This window comes from Crenobacter oryzisoli (assembly GCF_030385785.1).
Taxonomy (GTDB): domain Bacteria; phylum Pseudomonadota; class Gammaproteobacteria; order Burkholderiales; family Chromobacteriaceae; genus Crenobacter_A; species Crenobacter_A oryzisoli.
In genome coordinates this window covers 12440-34552 of record NZ_JAUEDK010000046.1, presented here as the reverse complement: position 1 = coordinate 34552, position 22113 = coordinate 12440, and the positions used below count along the sequence as shown (strand labels likewise).

The window sequence follows — 22113 nt, the reverse complement described above, 5'->3', positions numbered from 1 at the left end:
CTTATATGGACGCCTCCCGGCTTGGCAAGCGATGTTCGATGCGGGCTTCGAGATCTGGCTGCAGACTTATATCCGGCCTTTATTGCAGACTCGGAGTCTGCTGGCCCTGATGGAATTCGCAGGGGAAGGCCTCATCTCCTTGGAGTCCTCGAAGGACTGGCCATCATTCAGGCTTACTTCCCCACGGTCCGACCTGTTCTGCCATCAAGCGCACATCAACCTGCGCAACCTTTCAGCGATCCACCTCCTAAAGGGTTCGTTAATCTTTTACGCGGCCTTGGCCACGTAGTCCGTTTGATACGTCCGGCCATGGGCCAACAGCGCCCAGATCGTTCGTGCCATCTTGTTGGCCAGCGCTACCACCGCCGCATTGAACGGTCGTCGCGCCAGCAACTGGTCCAGCCAGGGATCGCGCACCTTCTGATGCGTCGCCACTGCCCTGGCGCCATGAATCAGCAGCGTGCGCAGATACACATCACCGCGCTTGCTGATCCCCAGCAACTTCACTCGCCCGCCGGTGCCGCTCTGGCGTGGCACCAGGCCGAGGAAGGCGGCAAACTCGCGCCCAGACTTGAATGTCTTGGCATCCCCAATCATTGCTACCGCCGCTGTTGCGGTGAGCAAGCCGACACCCGGAATGGCCATCAGTCGTTTGGCTGCTTCATCTTCCTTCTTCCACACCGCCAGCTTGTGCTCAAGCTCGGCGATGTCTTGGCCCAATGTCTCAATTCGCTGTAGTTGGCTACGGATCGCTTCGATCACCATCACTGGCAACGTGTCTTCCAGCCGCGCAAGCTCATCAGGAATCCGCTCCAGCGCCTTGTGTCGCCCCTTTGGCAGCTCGGCTCCGAACTCGTACAACAGCCCGTGTAGCTGGTTAGTCTGCATCGTCCGCATCTTCACCAACTGCTCGCGCATCCGGTGCAACATCAGCACGCTTTGCTGGCCTTCGCTCTTGAGCGCGACGAACTTCATCCCTGGCCGCTGCGCCGCTTCCCAGATCGCCTGCGCATCGGCTGCGTCGGTCTTGTTGCTCTTCACGAACGGACGGACGAACTGCCCGGGAATCAGCCTGACCTCATGCCCAAGCTCCTGGAACAGCCGGCCCCAGTAGTGCGCACTGCCGCAGGCCTCCATCGCGATCACCGACGTTTCCCGGTTGGCGAAGAACTCGTTCAGTTGCGCCCGTTTCACTTGCCGGCGGCAGATTTCACCGGTAGCGGTATCCACCCAATGCAGTTGGAAAACCCGCTTTGCCAGGTCCAGACCGAATGTCGTAATCTTCATATCGAGCCCTCCTTACCGTTTGTGGTTGTTGCTACACCACCACTTTGGCACTTTAGATGCCGTCAGGTATTGCGAGGGCTCCTGTCGTTCTGCAGACCGCCGTCGTCACCTTCGGGCAGGAGGGAGGCGTCCATTACATCTCCTTGCAGGTCAGCACTGCGTCATAGTCTTTCCAGCAAGATACTCGGCCAATGGTATAGTGATCAGAGCCAAAAACCGTCAAAACGACCAGGCCATGACCACCTCTACCCTCCAGTTCGAACTGCGCCGCGAGCAGGCGCTGCCGCTGCACCGCCAGCTCTACCAGCGCATCCGCGATGCCATCCTGGCCGGCCAGCTGCCGCCCGGCACCCGCCTGCCGGCGACGCGGGTGCTGGCCGCCGACTTGGCGGTGTCGCGCGGCACCGTCGACCAGGCCTATGGTCAGCTATTGGCCGAAGGCTTCCTGCTCAGCCGCGCCGCCGCCGGCACGGTGGTGCATCCGCAGCTGGAGGCGCGCCGCGTCGGTCAACTGGCGCGCCATGTCGTGCCTGATGCCTCGCCCCCGGCCCAGACCGAGCCGCGCGAGCTGCTACAGCCCTTGCCATTCCAGCTCGGACTGCCTGCGCTCGACGCCTTCCCGCGCAAGCTATGGGCGCGGCTGGCCGGGCAACGGGCCCGCTCGCTGTCGCTGGCAGGGCTGAGCTATCCGGCCCCAGCCGGCTATCTGCCGTTGCGTGAGGCGATCGCCCATCACTTGGCGCTGTTTCGCGGCATTGACTGCCGCACCGAGCAGGTGTTCATCACCAACGGCTTCCAGGGAGCGCTAAGCATAGTGACGCAGACGCTGCTGAACACCGGCGACCCGGTCTGGATGGAGGATCCCGGCTACTTCCGCGCCAGTGGCGCACTGCGACTGGCCGGGGCACGGCTGGTGCCGGTGCCGGTGGACCAGGACGGCCTGCAGATGGACGAGGCGATCCGCCGCTGCCCCGAGGCGCGCCTGGTCTACTGCACCCCGTCCCACCATGCGCCGCTCGGCGTCACTCTGTCGCTGCCGCGCCGACTCGAACTACTCGACTGGGCACAGCAGCAAGGCGCCTGGGTGATCGAGGACGATTACGACGGCGAGTTCCGCTACGACGGCCCGCCGCTACCGGCACTGCAGAGCCTCGACACCGCCTCGCGGGTGCTCTACATCGGCAGCTTCAGCAAGACGCTGTTCCCCGGCCTGCGCCTCGGTTATCTGGTAGTGCCAGCGAGCGAGGCGGCGCGATTCGCCGAAGCCGCCGACCTGTTCTCACCGGCCCCTTCCATCCTCGACCAGGCCACCACGGCCGACTTCCTGCGACAGGGCCACTTCGCCCGCCACATCAAACGGATGCGCGCGCTCTATGCAGAACGCCGTGCCGCACTGGCCGCCGCGCTGGAGGCCGAGTGCGGCACAAGGCTGCAGCTCGACGGCCACGCAGTCGGGCTGCAACTGATCGGCTGGTTGGCAGAGGGCGAGGACGACCGCGCCGTCGCCGCGCGACTGACCGCCCGGGGCTTGGCCGGCCAGCCGCTGTCGCACTTCAGCCCGCAGGGGGGCCATCCGCCGGCGTTACTGTTCGGCTTCGCCAACGTACCGGTCGAACAAGCACCGGCCCTGGCACGGCGGGTACGGGAGGCACTGGACGGGCAGTAAAGGTTGGCCGAACGGCGCGGCAAGGCAGCTCTGCTATAATCGCCGCCTCGTTATCCAACACCGCTCTTTACGCCGCATGACCGCCGCCCCGCTTCTGGCCCAACTCAAGGCCGCCCTGCCCCACTGCCTGCTGCGCGACCAGCACAGCCTGCGCCGCAAACTCGCCGACGCCGCCGACCGTGCCAAGCGCGGCCAGCCTGCCGACAAGCTGCTCTCCGACATCGCTGCGCAGGTGGAGCGCTCGCGCAGCCGCGTCGAGGCACGCCGCGCCGGCCTGCCGCGCCCGCAGTTCGACCCGGCGTTGCCGGTCAACCAGAAGCTCGACGAGCTGAAGGCGGCCATCGCTGCCAACCAGGTGACGATCATCTGCGGCGAGACTGGCTCGGGCAAGACCACACAGATTCCGAAGCTGTGCCTAGAGCTGGGCCGCGGCGTCACCGGTCTGATCGGCCACACCCAGCCGCGCCGCCTGGCCGCGCGCTCGGTAGCGACCCGTATCGCCCAGGAGCTGCAGTCGAGCATCGGCGAGGTGGTCGGCTTCAAGGTGCGCTTCACCGATAAGACCTCGGACGCCAGCTACATCAAGCTGATGACCGACGGCATCCTGCTGGCCGAGACCCAGACCGACCGCTTCCTCAACGCCTACGACACCATCATCATCGACGAGGCGCACGAGCGCTCGCTGAACATCGACTTCCTGCTTGGCTACCTGAAACAGCTCTTGCCGCGCCGCCCGGACCTGAAGGTGATCGTCACCTCGGCCACCATCGATGCCGAGCGCTTCTCCAAGCACTTCGATGGCGCGCCCGTGATGGAAGTGTCCGGCCGCACCTTCCCGGTGGAGGTGCGCTACCGCCCACTGTCCGAGCGCGACGAGGACGAGGCCGAAGTCGAGATGGAGCAGGCGGTGGTCGACGCGGTCGACGAGCTGTCGCGCCTGGGTGGCGGCGACATGCTAGTCTTCCTGCCCGGCGAGCGAGAGATCCGTGACACCGCCGAGGCCTTGCGCAAGTCCGGCCTGCGCGGCTACGAGATCCTGCCGCTGTTCGCCCGGCTGAGTAATGAAGACCAGCAGAAGATTTTCAAGCCGTCCGGCGGGCGGCGCGTGGTGTTGTCCACCAACGTGGCCGAGACCTCGCTGACCGTGCCGGGCATCAAGTACGTGATCGATACGGGTCTGGCGCGCCTCAACCGCTACAGCCCGCGCGCCAAGGTCGAACAGCTGCAGATCGAGAAGATCTCGCAGGCGGCCGCCCGCCAGCGCGCCGGCCGTTGCGGCCGCGTCGAGGCCGGCATCTGCGTGCGCCTGTATTCCGAGGACGATTTCAATGCCCGCCCGGCGTTCACCGACCCGGAAATCCTGCGCTCCAACCTGGCGGCGGTGATCCTGCGCATGGCCTCGCTGCGCCTGGGCGACGTGGCGGCCTTCCCGTTCCTGGAGGCACCGTCGAGCCGCCTGATCGCCGACGGCTACCAGATCCTGCAGGAGCTGGGGGCGGTCACTGAGCGCAACGAGCTCACCGACATCGGCAAGGAACTGGCTCGTATCCCGGTCGACCCCAAGGTTGGCCGGATGCTGCTGGCGGCGCGTGAACACCACTGTGTACACGAGATGCTGATCCTGGTATCGGCCCTGTCGATCCAGGACCCGCGCGAGCGGCCGTTCGAGGCGCGCGAGGCGGCCGAGCGGGCGCAGGCGAAATTCGCCGACGACAAGTCGGACTTCCTGTCCTTCATCGCGCTGTGGGAGTTCTTCGACGACGCCTTGCGCCACAAGGAGTCGAACCGCAAGCTGATCGACCTGTGCCACCAGCACTTCCTGTCACACATCCGCATGCGCGAATGGCGCGAGCTGCACGGCCAGCTGGCGCAGATCGCCCGCGAAATCAACCTGGTGCCGAACACCGCACCGGCCACCTTCGAGCAGATCCACAAGGCGCTATTGACCGGTCTGGTCGGCAATATCGGCATGAAGTCGCTGGAAGGCGATGATTACCTCGGCGCGCGCGGCGTGCACTTCCACGTGTTCCCCGGCTCCGGCCTGCGCCGCGCCAAACCGAAATGGCTGGTCGCCGCCGAGCTGACCGAGACCAGCAAGCTCTACGCGCGCTGCGTTGCCAAGATCGACCCGGAATGGGTCGAGAAACTGGTGCCGCACCTGATCAAGTACCACTACTTCGACCCGCACTGGGAAAAGGCGCGCGGCGAAGTCGTCGCGAGCGAGCGCGTGACGCTGTACGGCCTGACCCTGGTGCCGCGCCGCCCGGTCAGCTACGGCCGCATCGACCCTACCGCCTCGCGCGAGCTGTTTATCCGCGGTGCACTGGTGGCCGGCGACTACAGCAGCAACGCACCGTTCTTCCAGCACAACCAGCGGCTGATCCGCGAGATCGAGCAGCTGGAACACAAGGCGCGCCGCCAGGACGTGCTGGTCGACGACGAGGTGCTGTACGGCTTCTACGACGCGCTGATCCCGGCCGAGGTGGTCGACGCGGCCAGCTTCGAGGTGTGGCGCAAGTCAGCCGAACAGGCCGAGGCCAAGCTGTTATGGCTGTCGCGTGACTATCTGATGCAGCACGCCGCCGAGAACATCACCGAGGACCAGTTCCCGGAATGGCTGGACACCCCGGACGGCCGACTGCGCCTGAAGTACCGCTTCGAACCGAACCACCCGCTCGACGGCGTGACCGTCGACGTGCCGCTGCCGATCCTGAACCGGCTGGAGCCGGCGCTGCTCGAGTGGCTGGTGCCGGGCATGATCCGTGACAAGCTGGCACTGATGATCAAGTCGCTGCCCAAGCAGATCCGCCGCACCTGCGTGCCGGTGCCGGACTTCGTCACCCGCTTCCTGTCGAGCAAGGTCGACCGCAGCAAGCCGATCGCCCCGCAGCTGGCGCACTTCATCCTGCGCGAAACCGGCGGCATCAAGGTCGACCCGGTGGAGCTGGCGCGCGCCGAGCTGCCGACGCACAGCCAGTTCAACATCCGCGTGATCGACGACGGCAAGCAGGAGCTGGGCATGGGCCGCGACCTGGTCGAGCTGCAGAAGCAGTTCGGCCAGGCGGCGCAACTGACCTTCCGTGACAGCTCGCTCGACTTCGAGCGCGACGACGTGAAGACCTGGGACTTCGGCGAACTACCGAAGAGCATCCAGTTCGCGCGCGGCCGCCAGCAGTTGACCGGCTACCCGGCGCTGACGCTGGAGGAAGACCGCGTCGCGATCCGCTTGTTCGACACCGAACTCGGTGCCGAACGTGCAATGCGCCGCGGCGTGGTACGGCTACTGCAGTTCCAGTTGAAGGAACAGATGAAGCAGCTCGGCAAGGGCCTGCCAGGCATGACCCAGATCGGCCTACAGCTGCGCGGTGTCGCCAATGTCGACGACCTGTTGGCCGACGCGATCGCGGCAATCTGCGACCGCGCCTTCATCGGCGACGACGAATTGCCGCGCAACGAGAAACAATTCAACGACCAGAAGACCCGCGCGCGCACCCGCCTGCCGGCGGTGACGCAGGCGGTGACCAGCTACCTCAACCAGATCGCCGGCGAATACCCGGCGCTGACCGCCAGGATCGCCAAGCACCGGCTCGGCAACGAGCTGAAGACCCAGCTCGATCAGCTGGTCTACAAGGGCTTCCTGGCCGCCACACCGTGGGAACAGCTGCCCAACCTGCCGCGCTACATGAAGGCGATGGGCCTGCGCATGGACAAACAGGTGACCAACCCGCAGCGCGACGGCCAGCGCGGCGCCGAGATCCGCGACCTGTGGAAGCAATGGGAAGCGCGTGTCACCGAGGAGAAGGACCGCGGCGAACCGTCGGCCGAGTTGATGGCGTTCCGCTGGATGATCGAGGAGCTGCGCGTTAGCCTGTTCGCGCAGGAACTGAAGACGCCGTATCCGGTCTCGATGAAACGGCTGCAGAAAGCGTGGAACGACCTGCCGCGCAATTTGACATAGATCGACTCAGGCCCAAATATACCAACGCAATGCCTACTGCCGGCTGAGCATGGAAGGGTTATCGTCACCCCTTCCATCTTGCCGACACTTGTCTGATAAGGAGCCCGCGTGCCAAACGACGAATTGCCTGCCCCGGCACCGGGGGCGGCCTCCCCTTTTCCCACGGAGTCCGGCGCCGGGATGGCGGCCGGGCCGAACGCCGTCGAGCCCCCTGCGCCACGCCTTCCTCCCTTGCAGGCCGACAATGCGCTGCAAGCGCTGGAACAGCAGATCCGCCGCACCGCGACGCTGCTGGAAAACCCTCGCCGCGACGGGGTGGTCTTCGTCAGCGGCGTAGAGCGCGTGGCCGGCGAGCTGATCGCTCTGGCCGATCGCCACCCGGACGGCCTGGTCGCCTCGCTGCTGCTGGTCCCATTCGGCGACTACGCGCCGGCGCACAGCGTGCACGTGGCCGCCCTCTGTGCCAAGTTGGCGCCACGGCTCGCCCTGTCCACTGAAGAGCGACACTGTCTCGTCTGCGCCGCGCTAACAATGAACGTGGCGATGGTCTCGCTGCAGAACATGCTGCACCACCAGGAGCACGCGCTGAGCGACGCACAGCACCAGCTGATGCGGGAGCACCCGTTGCTCGGCGTGACGCTGCTGCGCGAAGCCGGCGTCACCGACCTGCGCTGGCTTGCCATCGTCGCCAGTCACCACGAGGAACTGGACGGTAGCGGCTATCCTCAGGGTCTCCAGGGCGATGTGATCGACCCGCTGGCTCACATCCTGCACCTCGCCGACATCACCTGTGCCAAGCTAATGCCGCGCAGCTACCGACCGGCGCTGGTGCCGTCGGTGGCGCTCGGCCAGCTGTTCCGCAACGAGGATCATCACTACGAGCAGCGAGTGACCACCGCCATCATCAAGGAACTGGGCGTCTACCCGCCGGGCAGCTTCGTGCGCCTGATGAGCGGCGAGATCGCCGTGGTGGTGAAAACCCTGACACGAGCCACCACGCCGGACGTGATCACTGTGCGCGATGCCGACGGCCAACCCAGCCGTTCACCGCAGCATCGCGACACCACCCAGCCCAGCTACCTGATCGAGCAGGCGGTCAGCCCGCACGCAGCCAATCTGCGCCCCGGCGCGCTGGCGCGGCTCTGGCCGGTCTAGCCCGTACGACCAGCCTTCATCATGCAACAGGCCCCGACAAATGCCGGGGCCTGTTTCTTTGCCTCCCGAGCCAGGCTCAACCGCCCGACTCAGCGTCGTAGCGCTCACGCGACGCCCTGATCAGCGGCTGGTTGGCGGTCGCCCAGTCGGCCAGCACATCGAGCGGCCGACACAGCGAATGCCCGAGATCGGTCAGCGCGTATTCCACCTGCGGTGGCGTGGTCGGCATCACCGTACGCGACACCAGTCCGTCGCGCTCCAGGTGGCGCAGCGTCACCGTCAACATGCGCTGAGAAATGCCCTCGATGCGCCTTTTGAGCTCATTGAAGCGGGTCGGCCCCTCTGCCAGATTGGTCACCACCAGCACGCTCCACGCATCGCCAACCCGGTCGAGCACATCACGAATCGGACATTTGAATTCCTGCAGTGCGGACGGGCGCCCCCGCCCCGTTTCGCCGGTTTGACTACGGCTGTCGGTTACGTCCATGTGCCTTGCTTCCTCAAAAGTGCCTTCTTGCGCCAAAGTTCTAAAAAATTATACTGGTTACTTTCGATAACCACTACACCGATCGGCCACAGTGGATTGAACCATCATAAATGGCCCGCCCAAGTCGACGGGCCCGACCCCAAAGAAGAGGACTCACCATGAAGATCGCCATCATCGGCGTGACCGGCCGCGCCGGTTCGCGCATCGCTGCAGAAGCACTGAGCCGCGGCCATCAGGTCACCGGCATCGTCCGCCACCCAGAACAAGCAGGCACCCCGGCTGGTGTGTCGCTCGTCAAGGCCGACGCGGCCGACCCGGTACAGCTGGTCGAAGCGCTGCGAGGTCACGACGCGGTGATCAGCTCCGCACGCTTCCAGACCGTCAAGGCCGCCCCGCTGTTGGCCGCTCTGAAAGCCGCCGAGGTTCCGCGCCTACTGGTGGTCGGCGGTGCCGCCAGCCTGGAAGTGGAGCTGGGCGCCATCCTGCTCGACAGCCCGGGCTTCCCGGCCGAATACCGGGTCGAAGCCGAGCCTGGCAAGCAGTTCCTCGACGACCTGCGTGGCGAAACCGACATCGACTGGACCTTCCTGTCGCCGTCGGCGCTGTTCGCACCGGGCGAGCGTACCGCCCAGTTCCGGTTGGGCAAAGATCAGTTGCTCTGCGACACCCAAGGCAAGAGCCACATCTCGATGGAAGACTACGCGATCGCGATGATTGACGAGCTGGAGCACCCGCAGCATAGCCGCCAGCGTTTTACCGTCGGCTACTGAGCATAGCGACCCCGGGGGCCGGCGTTCGGCTCCCCAACAAAAGCACAGGGCATCGCTTTTTAGCGATGCCCTTTGTCATTCCAGCCCCCGGCTCAGCCGAACACCACCACCGGCTACCCGTCCGGGCCGAACAGGTGCGCATCCTGGATGCTGCAACCATCGCGTGCACCAGCAACACCGTCTGCAGACCACCGAACAGCATTCGCCACTGCCCCAGTCGTCACTCGTTTCTGTGCTGAAACGACCCGCTTTGCCATCGGGGCGACCGAGACCAAGAGTTCATATTCTCGCCAATGCAAGAACGCCCGCGACGCAACACGCTTACTTAGAACCTGTTCACTATCTCGGGCGTAGCCGCGGCAATAGTGAGATGCGAAGCAAGAGATACCCCGGTGACATGAGCCGTGAGCGGTTCGAGCAAATCGAGCCACTGCTGGAACAGGCACACAGGAATACCAAGCCCCGGACGGTAGATTTGAATGAAGTGTGGTGCGCCGTACTGTATCTGTTGCCTACCGGCTGCCAATGGCGGGCACTGCCCAGTGACTTTCCCAAGTGGCGTACGATGTATTCGTACTTTGCCAAATGGAGCGAGCCCGACAGTCAGGGCGTGAGCCTGCTTGAGCAGGCGCTCAAAAAATCAGGTTGGCGTGGCCCGAACCAGACTGGGACGCAACGCCTGCAGCACATTCTTGATCGCGGACGCACAGAGTGTGAAGAACTCGGATACGGCGGGCTCCAAGGGTTATGACGCAGGCAAGAAGATTTCAAGCATCAAGCGTCACACTGTCGTGAACACTCGGGGACTGCCGCACGCTGTGGCAATGACCACAGCCGAAGTCACTGATCGCAAAGGGGCGTGGCTGACACTTGAGCGTTGCAGGCCGGCCTTGCAGCAAGTGCAAAGCCTATTGGCAGATAGCGGCTACGTGGGTGAGTCGTTCGCGCAGGGCATATGAGATATGCTGGGTAAGCAGGTTACTGTGCTGATTGCCCGGCGCAGCGAACTGCACGCTTTCAAGTCATGCCTCAGCGTTGGATCGTTGAGCGTCGTTTTGCCTGGTTAGAGAAAAACAGAAGGCGGTGGAAAAACTGCGAGCGCTGACTCAATACCCGCTTGCAGTTCGTCCATCTGGCCTTTTTGGCTCTGCTGCGCAGGAGGTCGTGAACAGGCTCTAACAACGACCCGATTAAGCGTTCACATCTGTTATCGCCGCATGGACTCGTCGCCTTCCCCAAGCTCAGCCCTCATTCGCTCCAGTTCTTGCAGTCGCTCGTGGATGTCGCCCCAGTGGCGGGTATTCACCGCGGCAATCAGTGCATCCACTAGCATCAAGAGCGGTGTGTTGGTATCCCACCCGGCCGGTCCGGCGGTATGTGCGGCCAGTGTGTATCGGGCGCAGCGCGATACCGGCGACAGCCACTGGTCGGTGAACAGCACCACTTGCACCTTTCGCTGCGCCGCCATCTCAGCCATACGCTGCGCATCTTGCCAGTAACGGCGGATATCGAACACCACCAGCACGTCGTGCTTCCCCATGTCCACCAAGTTGTCTGCCCAGCTGGTCGGCAAGGGCCGCAACAATGTCACCTGCGAGCGCACTACCTTCAGGTGATGAGCGAGGTAGGCCGCTAGCGGCTCGGTAAGCCGGCCACCCAGCAGCCAGACTCGGCGCTTGGGATCGGCCAGCAGTTCCACCGCGCCATCGAATTCCGCCTGGCTGACGTTGGCCACGGTCTGCTGCATCAACTCGGTCTGCCGGCGCACGAAATCAGCCAGAAAATCTGTGCCCTCCGCCGCCATGCCGACCTCACGCCGCACTAATGGTGATTGCAGGCGAGCCTCCAGCTCCCCGCGCAGTGCGGCCTGGAAGGCGGTATAGCTGTCAAAGCCCAACTTGCTCACTAGTCGCAGCACGGTGGGACCGCTCACCTCCACCCTAGCCGCCAGCTGGGCAATGGTTTCCAGTCCCGCTACCGGATAGTTGGCCAGCAGCACGCGCGAGATCTTACGCTCGGTGGGCGTGAGTTTATCCATTTCCGATCGCAGCAATTCTGCAACAGAGCAGTTTTGTCTCATCAGCAGTTCTCTTTTCCAGCATTGGCGGTACTTGCCAACAGTTTGGCCGATAGCCGCTCCGGCGACAACGAAATTTTTATTACATTTACGCACTTGCAATAACGATTTCTAACGTTTACTACTATGCACAGAGGGCAGAAAAACCGCCCCGAACATCGACAAAGCAGAGAGGTAGACATGGAAGCACACAAAGTAAGGACCGCAGATGATCTGCGCACGCTCATTCAGGAGCGCAACCTCAAGCAGATCAAGGTCGGGCTGTACGATATTGATGGTGTCATGGCTGGCAAGTATATGTCGCACGACAAGTTCCTGTCCGCACTCGATGGCGGCTTTGGCTTCTGTGACGTGGTGTTTGGCTGGGATGTGGGTGACAAGTTGTACGACAACACCAAGCTTACCGGCTGGCAGCGCGGCTATGCCGATGCCCAGGTGCGCATCATTCCGGAAAGCTGTCGCGAGCTGCCGCTGGAAGACAACATGATCCTGGTGCAGGGCGAGGTGGTCGGCCGACTGGAAGGCCTCTGCCCGCGCGGCCTGCTGCGCCGAGTCGTCGAGCGCGCCGGTAGCATGGGCTTCGAGCCGATGGCCGGCATCGAATACGAATTCCTGGTGGCCGATGAAAGCAATAGTGCGCTGCTGGACCGTAGTTACCAGGACATCAAGCCGCTGGGACACGGTGCCTTTGGCTACTCGGTGCTGCGCAACTCGGTGAATACCGAGTTTTACCAAGGCCTGATGCAGTTGTGCGAGGCGATGAACATGCCGCTGGAAGGCTTCCACGAGGAAACCGGCCCGGGACAGCTGGAAGCCGCGCTGGGTGTGGACAAGGCACTCCAGGCCGCCGACAACGCCGCACTGTTCAAGACCTTCGCCAAAGTATTGGCGCAGAAACAGGGCCGTACCTGCAGCTTCATGGCCAAGTGGCACCAGGACTACTCAGGCCAAGGCGGCCACATCCACATCTCGCTGAAGAACCGTGCTGGCGACAACGCCTTCTACGATCCGAGCCAGCCCGGCAACATCAGCCGCACCATGCGTCACTTCATCGGCGGCATGCAGGCGCTGATGCCGCAGATCGCCTGCATGGCGGCGCCCACCATCAACAGCTTCCGTCGCCTGGTTCCTGGCTACTGGGCCCCCACCTCCGCGCTGTGGGGTATCGACAACCGCACCGTATCGCTGCGTGCCATCCCGGGCAGCAACAAGTCGCAGCGCGTGGAATATCGCCTGCCGGGCGCCGACAGCAACCCCTACCTGGCCTTGGCCAGCGCACTGGCAGCCGGCCTGTACGGCATCGAGCACGAGATCGAGCCGGATGCCCCGATCACCGGCAACGGCTACCTGCTGGATGCACCGCCGGAGCGCCGCCTGCCGCGCTCGCTATGGGAGGCCGCGCAGCAACTCAAGCATTCCGCCGTGGCACGCGACTGGCTGGGTGACGATTTCGTCGAGCACTTTGCAGCCACCCGCGAATGGGAGGAACGCGAGTTCCAGCGTCACGTAACCGATTGGGAATTGAACCGCTACTTCGAGATCATCTGACATGAGCCAACACTTTTCCGTTATCTCCCCTGTAGACGGCAGTGAGCTGCTGCAACGACCCTACCACGACGCCGCTGCGGTACGCGCCACCCTGGATGCGGCCAGCCTTGCCCGCAAGAGCTGGCGTCAGGTCAGCCTGACCGAACGCAAGCTGATGGTTGGCCGCGCAGTGGATGAGCTGGTGGCGCGCAGAGAGCGCATCGCTGAGGCCATCACCCGCCAGATCGGCCGCCCAATCAGTCAATCGCCGGGTGAAGTGCGCGGTCTGGAAGAGCGTGCCCGTACCATGATCGAACTTGCCGAGGAAGGCCTGGCCGACGTGCGTCCAGCCCCCAAGGCCGGCTTCGAGCGCTTCCTGCGCCGCGAGCCGCTGGGCACCGTGCTGGTGCTGGCACCGTGGAATTTCCCCTTCCTCACGGCCATCAACACCATCGTGCCGGCGCTGGTGGCCGGCAACACGGTGATCCTGAAGCACTCCAGCCAGACCCCTCTCGTGGCCGAACTGTTCGACGAGGCATTCAAGGCTGCCGGCCTGCCGGCCGGCGTGTTCCAGATCCTGCACCTGGATCACGCCGCCACTCTGCAGCTGGTCGCCAGCGAAGGCATCGACTTTGTCGCCTTTACCGGCTCGGTGGAAGGCGGCCGCACCGTGCAGCGCGCCGCTGCCGACCGCTTCATCGGCCTAGGTCTAGAGCTGGGCGGCAAGGACCCTGCCTATGTACGCGAGGACGCCGACCTGGCCTCTGCCATCGAAAACCTGGTGGACGGCGCCTTCTTCAACTCTGGTCAGTCCTGCTGCGGCATCGAGCGCATCTACGTGCACCGCCGCCACTACGACGACTTTGTTGCCGGTTTCGTCGAGCTGACCAAGACCTATCGCTTTGGCAGCCCACTAGATGCCAACACTAACCTGGGGCCGATGGTGCGCGCCAGTGCCGCCGCCTTCGTGCGCCAGCAAACGGCAGAAGCCATCGCCCAGGGCGCACAGGCGCTGATTCCGGCCGGCCACTTTGTCGCCGATGCCCCGGGCACCGCCTATCTGGCTCCACAGGTGCTAGTGAACGTGCACCACGGCATGCGAGTGATGAGCGAGGAAAGCTTCGGCCCGGTGATCGGCATCATGCCGGTAGATGGCGACGAGCAAGCGCTGCAGCTGATGAATGACAGCCGCTACGGCCTGACCGCCTCAATCTGGACTGCTGACCGCGATGCCGCCATCCGCTTAGGAGAACGACTGGAAACAGGCACCGTGTTTATGAACCGCTGCGACTACCTGGACCCGACCCTGGCCTGGACCGGGGTGAAGGACACCGGCCGCGGCATCTCGCTGTCGGTTCTGGGCTACAGCCAGCTTACCCGCATCAAATCCTTCCATCTGAAAGACTGACTAACGGCTTCCCCGCCGCCGCCCCCCTTTGTCGGCGGGGGCCATAGCTAAAGGACACGCACCATGCAATTGAAAGGCAACTGGAATTACCCTACTGCCATCCGTTTCGGCGCCGGTCGCGCTAGCGAACTACCGGCAATGTGCGCCGAGTTGGGTATCAAGCACCCTCTGTTGGTGACCGACTCCGGCCTCGCCAAACTGCCACTCATCGGCCGTCTGCTGGACTACCTGCAAAGTGCCGGCCTTTCCGCCGCCGTATTCAGTGACCTACGCCCCAACCCGGTTGGCCGCGACGTGGATGCCGGCGTCGCCGCGTACAAGGAGGGTGGTCACGACGGCGTGATCGCCGTCGGCGGCGGCAGCGCGCTAGACGTGGGCAAGGCCATTGCGCTAATGGTCGGTCAGGACCGCCCGCTGTGGGACTTCGAGGACGTGGGCGACAACTGGACCCGCGTCAACGTGGCTGGCGTGGCGCCCACCATCGCGGTACCCACCACCGCCGGTACCGGCTCCGAGGTGGGCCGCGCCTCGCTGATCATCGATGAAAATGGGCATCGCAAGGTGATCATCTTCCACCCGGCCATGCTGCCCAAACTGGTGCTGGCCGACCCGGAACTGACCTGCGGCCTGCCACGCCACCTCACCGCCGCCACCGGGATCGATGCCTTCGTGCACAATCTGGAAGCCTTCTGCTCACCGTTCTACCACCCGATTGCCCAGGGCGTAGCACTGGAAGGTATGCGTCTGGTGCACGACTGGCTGGAAGCAGCCTGCGACAACGGCAACAATGTGGAAGCACGCTCGCACATGCTGACCGCCTCCATCATGGGTGCCACCGCCTTCCAGAAGGGCTTGGGCGGCGTGCATGCGCTAGCTCACCCGATCGGCGCACACTTCGATACCCACCACGGCCTCGCCAACGCCATTCTGCTGCCTTATGTGCTGGTGAAGAATCGCCCGGCCATCGCGGAGCGCATCACCGCTGCCGCGCGCTACATCGGTCTCGCTGATGCCAGCTTCAACGGCTTCCTCAGCTGGATACTGCAGCTGCGCGCCAAGCTCGGCATCGCTCACACCCTGACGGAAATCGGCATCAGCATCAGCCAGGCCGAGATGATCGGCATCGCCGCCAAGCAGGACCCAAGCGACGGCGGCAACCCACTACCGCTGTCCGCCGACGACTATGCGGCCATCTTCCGTGCCGCCTGCGAGGGCAAGCTCCATGGCTAAACCCGTGATTGGTCTGACGACCTACCCGCCTGACCCCGACCACGGCCCGCACACGCCGGAACTCTACGTACAGGCGGTGGTGCGCGCTGGTGGTGCGCCGGTGCTGCTGCCGCACGTCGGCGCCGACATGGTGGATGCCTGGCTGGCGCGCCTGGACGGTGTGGTGCTGATCGGCGGCGGTGACATCGAGCCGGCGCGCTACGACGGTGGCGACCACCCCACCATCTACAACCTCAACCCTAAGCGCGACGACACCGAGCTGGCGCTGACCCGCGCGGTGCTGGCCAGCCGGCTGCCGACGCTGGCGATCTGCCGCGGCCTGCAACTGGTGAATACCGTGCTGGGCGGCACCCTGCACCTGCACCTGCCGGACGTGGTGGGCGATGGCATCCCTCATCGCGCGCCGCCGCGCGAGCCGGTGCCGCACGCGGTGCGGGTACAGCCCGGCAGCTGCCTCGCCGGCTTGCTGGGCGAGCACAGCGAATCGGCATCCTGGCATCACCAGGCGATAGACCAGCTGGGCGAAGGCCTGGTACCGGTGGCATGGGCGCCGGACGGGGTGATCGAGGCGGTGGAGCTGCAGGGCAACCCGCAGCTGACCGCGGTGCAGTGGCACCCGGAGATCACCGCGGCGAATGACGCGCGCCAGCAAGCACTGTTCGACCACTTGGTACACCTGGCCGCCGGCAACACGGCCTGACCCCCGCCAGCAACACCTCTACAGCCCTGCAGCCTCGCCCTGCCGTACCTTCCGTGACGGCAGGCAGGCCACGGGCTTGCCCGAGAGTGTTGCCGGCAGCTCCGCGCAGGAACGCAGTATTCGCGGCGGCCGTGTCGGGACAGCCACGGCTGCCGCTACTCGCCTGGCAGTCACAACCGGCGTCAGACCGGACAGGCAAAGCGGCGCAAGCCACCGTGCAAGTAGATTGCGATCAAAGGAGAAGTCATGGAGAAGCAAAAGGTCGTGCGAGAGCTGAAACCCAGCCTCAAGACCATTCATCTGTGGGGTATCGCTGTTGGTCTGGTGATTTCCGGGGAGTACTTTGGTTGGAGTTATGGCTGGGCCAGCGCTGGTACGCTGGGTTTTCTGGTGACCTCGCTGCTGATCGCCGCGATGTACACCACCTTTATCTTCAGCTACACAGAGCTGACAACGTCGATTCCGCATGCCGGCGGCCCGTTCGCCTATGCACGCCGGGCTTTCGGCCCGACTGGTGGCTTCATCGCTGGTGCTGCCACGCTGATCGAATTCGTGTTCGCCCCGCCCGCCATCGCACTGGCCATCGGCGCCTATCTGGGCGTGCAGTACCCAGGGCTAGACCCGAAAATAGCGGCCGTGGGGGCGTACATCGTGTTCATGGCGCTGAACATTCTGGGCGTGCAGCTGGCGGCTAACTTCGAGCTGTTTGTCACGGTGCTGGCCATCGGTGAGCTGCTGGTATTCATGGGAGTAGTCAGCCCCGGCTTCTCTATATCCAACTTCACCGCCAATGGCTGGGCTGGCGGCGATGTGCTAAACCACACCGCCATACTGGGCATCCTGGGTGCCATTCCGTTCGCCATCTGGTTCTTCCTTGCCATCGAAGGCGCAGCCATGGCAGCAGAAGAAGCAGAAGATCCCCGCCGTACCATCCCGAAAGCCTATATCGGCGGCATTCTCACCCTGACCGTACTGGCTATCGGCGTGATGATCTTTGCTGGGGGCGTGGGTGACTGGCGCAAGCTGGCTAACCTCAATGACCCGCTGCCGCAAGCGATGAAGATCGTGGTGGGCAACAACAGTAGCTGGATGCACATGCTGGTATGGATCGGCCTATTCGGCCTGATTGCCAGCTTCCACGGCATCATCATGGGCTACTCGCGCCAGATCTTCGCGTTGGCCCGTGCGGGCTACATGCCTGGCGTGCTTGCCCGAGTGCACCCGCGTTTCAAGACCCCGCACCTTGCCATCATTCTGGGTGGCATCATAGGCATCACTGCCATCTTTAGCGATGAGCTGGTGACCTTTGGCGGACAGACACTGACCGCCAACATCATCACCATGTCAGTGTTTGGCGCGCTGGTGATGTACATCATGTCCATGCTCAGCTTGTTCCGCCTGCGCCGCCGCGAGCCGAAGCTAGAGCGCCCGTTCCGTGCCCCGATCTACCCGCTGTTCCCGCTGATCGCGCTGGTGATCGCTGCAGTATCGCTGGTGACCATGGCCTGGCTGAATCCACTGGTATTCGCCGTGTTCGTGGTCGCCATGGCCGCTGGCTACGGATACTTTCTGTCCACCAAGCATCTGCGTGATGCAGCGCCAGAGGATGAAATGCTGGAGGGCACTGGCTCTCTCGAAGAGGTAACGCTGCAAACTTCTTTAGTCTCTACTGACGACTGAATCGTACTTGGTTTACTAGCCCCTAGATGGCTGCTTTCGGATGTGAAAGCAGTCATTTTTTTGTTATGGCGCATGGCTGAGATTGGTCGGAAACCATATATGCCAATGGTTGAGGAAGGTCAGGCTGCCATGCTGTCAAAGTATGAAGTAGGCGATGCAGGTTGCCAGCGATAAGAGCCGCTAACAAAACTTCTCTCATAAGCCGGAAGTGTCTACTGTTGTCGGGGCAGTCCAGAAACTGGCTGAGCGTGCGCTGGATGCACAGATTCCCCTCCCCATTGGGCATGGCCGGCATCCGCCCGCGACCGATCCCCGTGGTAACACACACAGGACATGGCGGTACGCGAGATTCAGGCTCATTTGCAGGAAATGTAGGGCGCCGGTGTCTCCAGCCTGATCTCGTTCGGTACCGACGCGGTAGCCGACAAGGTGAAAGCTTGGCCATCACGTCCGCTCGATACGAGCCTACCCCATCGTCTACCTCGACTGCATCCACACCAAGGTGCGTGAAGGCGCCGTGTGGGTAAAGGCAGTGTACTTGACGCTTGGCATCTACATAGCCGGCGAGAAGGCAATCCTCGGCCTGTGGATCCGCCCCAAATGGGGAGGCCAAATTCTGGTTGCAGGTAGTGACTGAGTGGCACAATCGCGGCTGCAGGACATCTTCGTCGCCTGCATGGATGGCCTGAAGGGCCTCCCCGAAGTCATCAGGGCGGTATTCCTGCAGACCAGTGTGCAGCTATGCGGAGATTCGCAATGCGTGGAAAATCGTCCAATATGTCGCCCCCTGCCCGTCCCACCCGTCATGGCAGTTAGCCGGGGGCTACAATATTGCAGCCGAAGGGCGGCCCGAACACAGCAAGGAACACAACGATGGGAATGCTGGTAGACGGACAATGGCAGGATGTGTGGTATGACACCGCCACCAGCGGCGGTCGCTTCGTGCGCAAAGAGGCAGCCTTCCGCCGCTGGGTGACCCCGGACGGAGCGCCCGGCCCGAGCGGCGACGGTGGCTTTGCCGCCGAACCCGGCCGCTACCACCTCTACGTCAGCCTAGCCTGCCCCTGGGCGCACCGCACGCTGATCATGCGCACGCTCAAGGGCTTGACATCGCTGGTCTCGGTGTCGGTGGTGCACTGGCTGATGCGCGAACAGGGCTGGACCTTCGCTGACGCCCCAGGTGTCATCCCCGATACGGTCAATGGTGCGCAGGTGCTGCATCAGGTCTATACGCGCGCCGACCCACACTACACCGGCCGTGTCACCGTACCGGTGCTGTGGGACAAGCAACGCGGCACCATCGTCAGCAACGAGTCGTCTGAAATCATCCGCATGTTCAACAGCGCGTTTGATAGGCTCGGCGCCACACCCGACGACTACTACCCACTCGCATTGCGCGAGGAAATCGACGCGATCAACGCCCGCGTGTACGACACGCTCAACAACGGCGTCTACAAGGCGGGCTTCGCCACCAGCCAGGCCGCCTACGAGGAGGCCGTCGTGCCGCTGTTCGACACGCTCGACTGGCTGGAGGGCCTGCTAGCGAGCCGCCGTTTTCTGGTCGGCGACCAGCTGACCGAAGCCGACATCCGGCTGTTCACCACGCTGGTACGCTTCGACGCCGTATACGTCGGCCACTTCAAGTGCAATCTGCGCCGGATTGTCGATTACCCGAACCTGTCCGCCTATACGCGCGACATCTATCAGTTACCGGGCATCGCCGATACGGTGAACATCGGCCATATCAAACGCCACTACTACGAGAGCCACCTCGCCCTTAACCCGGCCGGCATCGTCCCCACTGGCCCAGTGCTGGACTTCCTGGCCCCTCATCAGCGCGAGAGTCTCGCAGGCAAGCCTCGCGCCTGATACCACTCTAACGCCAGCCCCCATGTAAAAAGCCACGGCTAGCCGTAATGCCGTTCACTTAAGGAAAAAGCACCGCCCACCAAGGTGGAAAAACGGTGCTTTTTTGTTACTTCCAAGCGTTCTTCGAAGCTAAAATCCGGACTGAACGGCTTAAGTGAACGGCATTACGGCTAGCCGTGGCTTTTTACTATCTTCCGTCCGGAAACGTCAGTGCGCCTCACCAACCGCCGGCCCCTTCAACGCATCGGGCGGCATCGCCAGCGAGTGCACTACCGCCTGTGCCTCTTTGAACTCATCGCTGGCGACGAGTTTCTGCCAATCGACGACCTCTCCCTGACCCGCCATTCTCGCCAGGCGTTCGGCCAACTTCGGCTGTTTCGGCTTCTTCAGCTCGGCCAGTACCTGATCGGCTAGGTCCGGGCGGTTGCAGACCAGCGCCATGTCACAGCCGGCAGCAAATGCTGCCTCGGCGCGCTCGGTGATGCCACCAGCGCCAGCCGCGCCTTCCATGCACAAATCATCGGAAAAGATGACCCCGTCGAACTTCAGCTCACCGCGCAGGATTTCCTGCAACCAGCGGTGCGAGAAGCCGGCCGGCTGGCCGTCCACTTCCGGATAGACGACGTGAGCCGGCATCACCGAGGAGAGCCCAGCTTCGGCCAACTTGCCAAACGGCACCAGGTCATCGACACGCAGTTGGTCGAGCGTACGCGGGTCAACTGGAATCACGTGGTGGCTATCCCCCTCCACCCAGCCGTGGCCAGGGAAGTGTTTGCCGCAGGTACCCATGCCGCCACGCGCTAGCCCCTTCTGCAACGACTGGGCCAACTCGCTGACGATGTACGGATCGCGATGGAAGCTGCGGTTGCCGATCACCGCGCAACGCTCCCAGTCAAGGTCGAGCACCGGCGTGAACGACAAGTCGACACCGCAGGCGCGGAGTTCGGCAGCAAGCACATAGCCCACCGTCTCGGCCAAGCTCTTTGCCTGGTCCGGGCTCTCGGCCCAAATGTCGCCGAGGACGCGCATCGGCGGCAGACGGGTGAAGCCGTACAGGAAGCGCTGCACCCGGCCCCCCTCGTGGTCGGCAGCAATCAGCAGTGCAGGGCTGCGCAGCGCGTGGATCTCGGCGGTCAATGCGCGCAGCTGTTCAATATCCTGGAAATTGCGGCGGAACAGGATTACCCCGCCAACCAGCGGGTGGCGCAGGCGTTCTCGCTCCGCATCGGTCAGGGTAAAGCCATCGACGTCGACCATCAGCGGGCCGCGCGGCAGGTGCAGCGGAGTCGTCATGCGTAGAGTCCTTTGTTTCAATGCGGGCCGATCGGCGCGGCGCGCAGCAAGTCATGAATGAGCCTGGCTACCAAGCTGACCCCATGCCGGTATTGCCCGACACCGGGGTGGAATTTGTCGCTCGCCATCGTGTCCGGATCGGCAGCCCATTGCAGCGAGCAATAGCATGCGGCCGGAGCTGTGCCGCGCCCCCAGCCTGCAACGCGCGGTCGAGTCTGCGCGCGTACAGCCCCAGTTACCAGCGTAGCGGTTGCAGGGCCGCCGGTAGAATATGCAGCGACGGCAGGCCAGTGCAGACTAGCGCCCTCGCCCCGGTGCTCAAGCGCCTCGACCGTTGCCCACGTCGACCGCCGATGCGTCGCCAATCCGCGCAGCAGTTTCCCCTGTCTCGAAACTGCCCGCCCTTTGCGGGGAACGGCCGCCTCGGGCAACCGCGGGTTGGTGCGACACACCCGGCATGCCTGCATCAACAGTAGCGGACCGAACAGGATTTTCCCTACAGCCAAGAGTGGAATTCGTTCGGTAAAGCGGCTAGAGATGACGATTGATACACAAAATACCGTTGGCATTAAAACAGCGGCAATATGACACGATTGCCGCTGTCGTAGAAAGCACTTGGCTGCTAGGCAGTCTCGGCCACCACGAACGCCAGCGCATGCTCCACCTCGTCGCTGATCGACAGGTGAAGCTGGCCGACACCGTGCTCGGCCAGCCATTGCTGTAGTGGCGCGTCGAGTGTAAAGCCCGGCTTACCAAGTGCGTCCTTGGTCACCGCGATCGCAGTCAGCAGCACCGGGGCGCGGATGCCGGTGCCCAGCGCCTTGCCCAGTGCCTCCTTGGCAGCGAAACGCTTGGCGAGGAAGCGCGCCGGGTCAGCCACCTCCGCATAGTCGGCCAGCTCGGCCGGCGCCAGGATGCGCCGGGCCGCCGTGTCGCGGCCATGACGCTCGAGCAGCTGGCCGAAACGCACGATACGCGCCAGATCGGTACCGATACCGTAGATCAT

General features: G+C 63.6%; 16 protein-coding genes and 2 pseudogenes. 13 read left to right on the top strand and 5 right to left on the bottom strand.

What is annotated here, in order from left to right; genetic code table 11:
• The coding region (locus tag QU481_RS18915; RefSeq protein ID WP_289828580.1) for a hypothetical protein at nucleotides 1-289 on the top strand (289 nt) is incomplete at its 5' end.
• Here the strand turns inward: QU481_RS18915 and QU481_RS18910 are convergent.
• Entirely contained in the window at nucleotides 268-1287 is a 1020-nt protein-coding gene (locus QU481_RS18910; protein ID WP_289828201.1) for an IS110 family RNA-guided transposase, read from the bottom strand. The two genes, QU481_RS18915 and QU481_RS18910, sit on opposite strands and share 22 nt — an antisense overlap.
• Before the next feature lie 235 nt (nucleotides 1288-1522).
• Here QU481_RS18910 and pdxR point away from each other — a divergent pair, with 235 nt between their 5' ends.
• From pdxR to QU481_RS18895, 3 genes are all read left to right on the top strand, one after another.
• On the top strand, nucleotides 1523-2953 hold the full coding sequence (gene pdxR, locus QU481_RS18905; protein WP_289831555.1) for a MocR-like pyridoxine biosynthesis transcription factor PdxR: 1431 nt from the start codon (nucleotides 1523-1525) through the stop codon (nucleotides 2951-2953).
• Nucleotides 2954-3029: 76 nt separating this feature from the next.
• The gene (gene hrpA / locus QU481_RS18900) at nucleotides 3030-6911 is read left to right on the top strand and encodes an ATP-dependent RNA helicase HrpA (RefSeq protein ID WP_289831554.1); all 3882 of its coding nucleotides are present in this window, start codon (nucleotides 3030-3032) and stop codon (nucleotides 6909-6911) included.
• Nucleotides 6912-7019: 108 nt separating this feature from the next.
• A complete protein-coding gene (locus QU481_RS18895; RefSeq protein WP_289831553.1) occupies nucleotides 7020-8066 on the top strand; it encodes an HD-GYP domain-containing protein in 1047 nt (348 codons plus the stop codon).
• A 76-nt stretch (nucleotides 8067-8142) separates the two neighbouring features.
• Here the strand turns inward: QU481_RS18895 and QU481_RS18890 are convergent, their stop codons facing one another.
• On the bottom strand, nucleotides 8143-8553 hold the full coding sequence (locus QU481_RS18890) for a winged helix-turn-helix transcriptional regulator (protein WP_289831552.1): 411 nt from the start codon (nucleotides 8551-8553) through the stop codon (nucleotides 8143-8145).
• A gap of 158 nt (nucleotides 8554-8711) precedes the next feature.
• Here QU481_RS18890 and QU481_RS18885 point away from each other — a divergent pair, with 158 nt between their 5' ends.
• Together QU481_RS18885 and QU481_RS18880 are read left to right on the top strand one after the other, a co-directional pair.
• A complete protein-coding gene (locus QU481_RS18885; RefSeq protein ID WP_289831551.1) occupies nucleotides 8712-9323 on the top strand; it encodes an NAD(P)-dependent oxidoreductase in 612 nt (203 codons plus the stop codon).
• A 370-nt stretch (nucleotides 9324-9693) separates the two neighbouring features.
• A pseudogene (locus QU481_RS18880) lies at nucleotides 9694-10491 on the top strand (IS5 family transposase).
• A 39-nt stretch (nucleotides 10492-10530) separates the two neighbouring features.
• On the opposite strand, the gene QU481_RS18875 reads toward QU481_RS18880, so the two are convergent.
• A complete protein-coding gene (locus QU481_RS18875; protein WP_289831550.1) occupies nucleotides 10531-11403 on the bottom strand; it encodes a MurR/RpiR family transcriptional regulator in 873 nt (290 codons plus the stop codon).
• 177 nt (nucleotides 11404-11580) lie between these two features.
• On the opposite strand from QU481_RS18875, the gene QU481_RS18870 reads away from it, so the two are divergent.
• From QU481_RS18870 to QU481_RS18840, 7 genes and pseudogenes are all read left to right on the top strand, one after another.
• Complete coding sequence (locus tag QU481_RS18870; protein WP_289831549.1) at nucleotides 11581-12948, top strand: glutamine synthetase family protein; 1368 nt, start codon at nucleotides 11581-11583, stop codon at nucleotides 12946-12948.
• Between the two features lies 1 nt (nucleotide 12949).
• Nucleotides 12950-14335, top strand: coding sequence for an aldehyde dehydrogenase family protein (locus tag QU481_RS18865; protein WP_289831548.1), 1386 nt, complete (start codon nucleotides 12950-12952; stop codon nucleotides 14333-14335).
• Between the two features lie 63 nt (nucleotides 14336-14398).
• Nucleotides 14399-15565, top strand: a complete 1167-nt coding sequence (locus QU481_RS18860; protein WP_289831547.1) for an iron-containing alcohol dehydrogenase — start codon at nucleotides 14399-14401, stop codon at nucleotides 15563-15565.
• Entirely contained in the window at nucleotides 15558-16265 is a 708-nt protein-coding gene (locus QU481_RS18855; protein WP_289831546.1) for a gamma-glutamyl-gamma-aminobutyrate hydrolase family protein, read from the top strand. Before QU481_RS18860 ends, QU481_RS18855 begins: the two co-directional genes overlap by 8 nt.
• Before the next feature lie 246 nt (nucleotides 16266-16511).
• Nucleotides 16512-17945 (top strand): ethanolamine permease, encoded by a 1434-nt coding sequence (eat, locus tag QU481_RS18850; RefSeq protein WP_289831545.1) that lies wholly within the window; start codon nucleotides 16512-16514, stop codon nucleotides 17943-17945.
• A gap of 333 nt (nucleotides 17946-18278) precedes the next feature.
• Nucleotides 18279-18690: pseudogene (locus QU481_RS18845) on the top strand (transposase); the annotation flags it as partial.
• A gap of 128 nt (nucleotides 18691-18818) precedes the next feature.
• The gene (locus QU481_RS18840) at nucleotides 18819-19814 is read left to right on the top strand and encodes a glutathione S-transferase family protein (protein ID WP_289831544.1); all 996 of its coding nucleotides are present in this window, start codon (nucleotides 18819-18821) and stop codon (nucleotides 19812-19814) included.
• 207 nt (nucleotides 19815-20021) lie between these two features.
• Here QU481_RS18840 and nagZ read toward each other — a convergent pair whose 3' ends face one another.
• Both nagZ and acpS read right to left on the bottom strand, forming a co-directional pair.
• Entirely contained in the window at nucleotides 20022-21107 is a 1086-nt protein-coding gene (gene nagZ, locus QU481_RS18835) for a beta-N-acetylhexosaminidase (RefSeq protein WP_289831543.1), read from the bottom strand.
• Nucleotides 21108-21729: 622 nt separating this feature from the next.
• Entirely contained in the window at nucleotides 21730-22113 is a 384-nt protein-coding gene (gene acpS / locus QU481_RS18830) for a holo-ACP synthase (RefSeq protein WP_289831542.1), read from the bottom strand.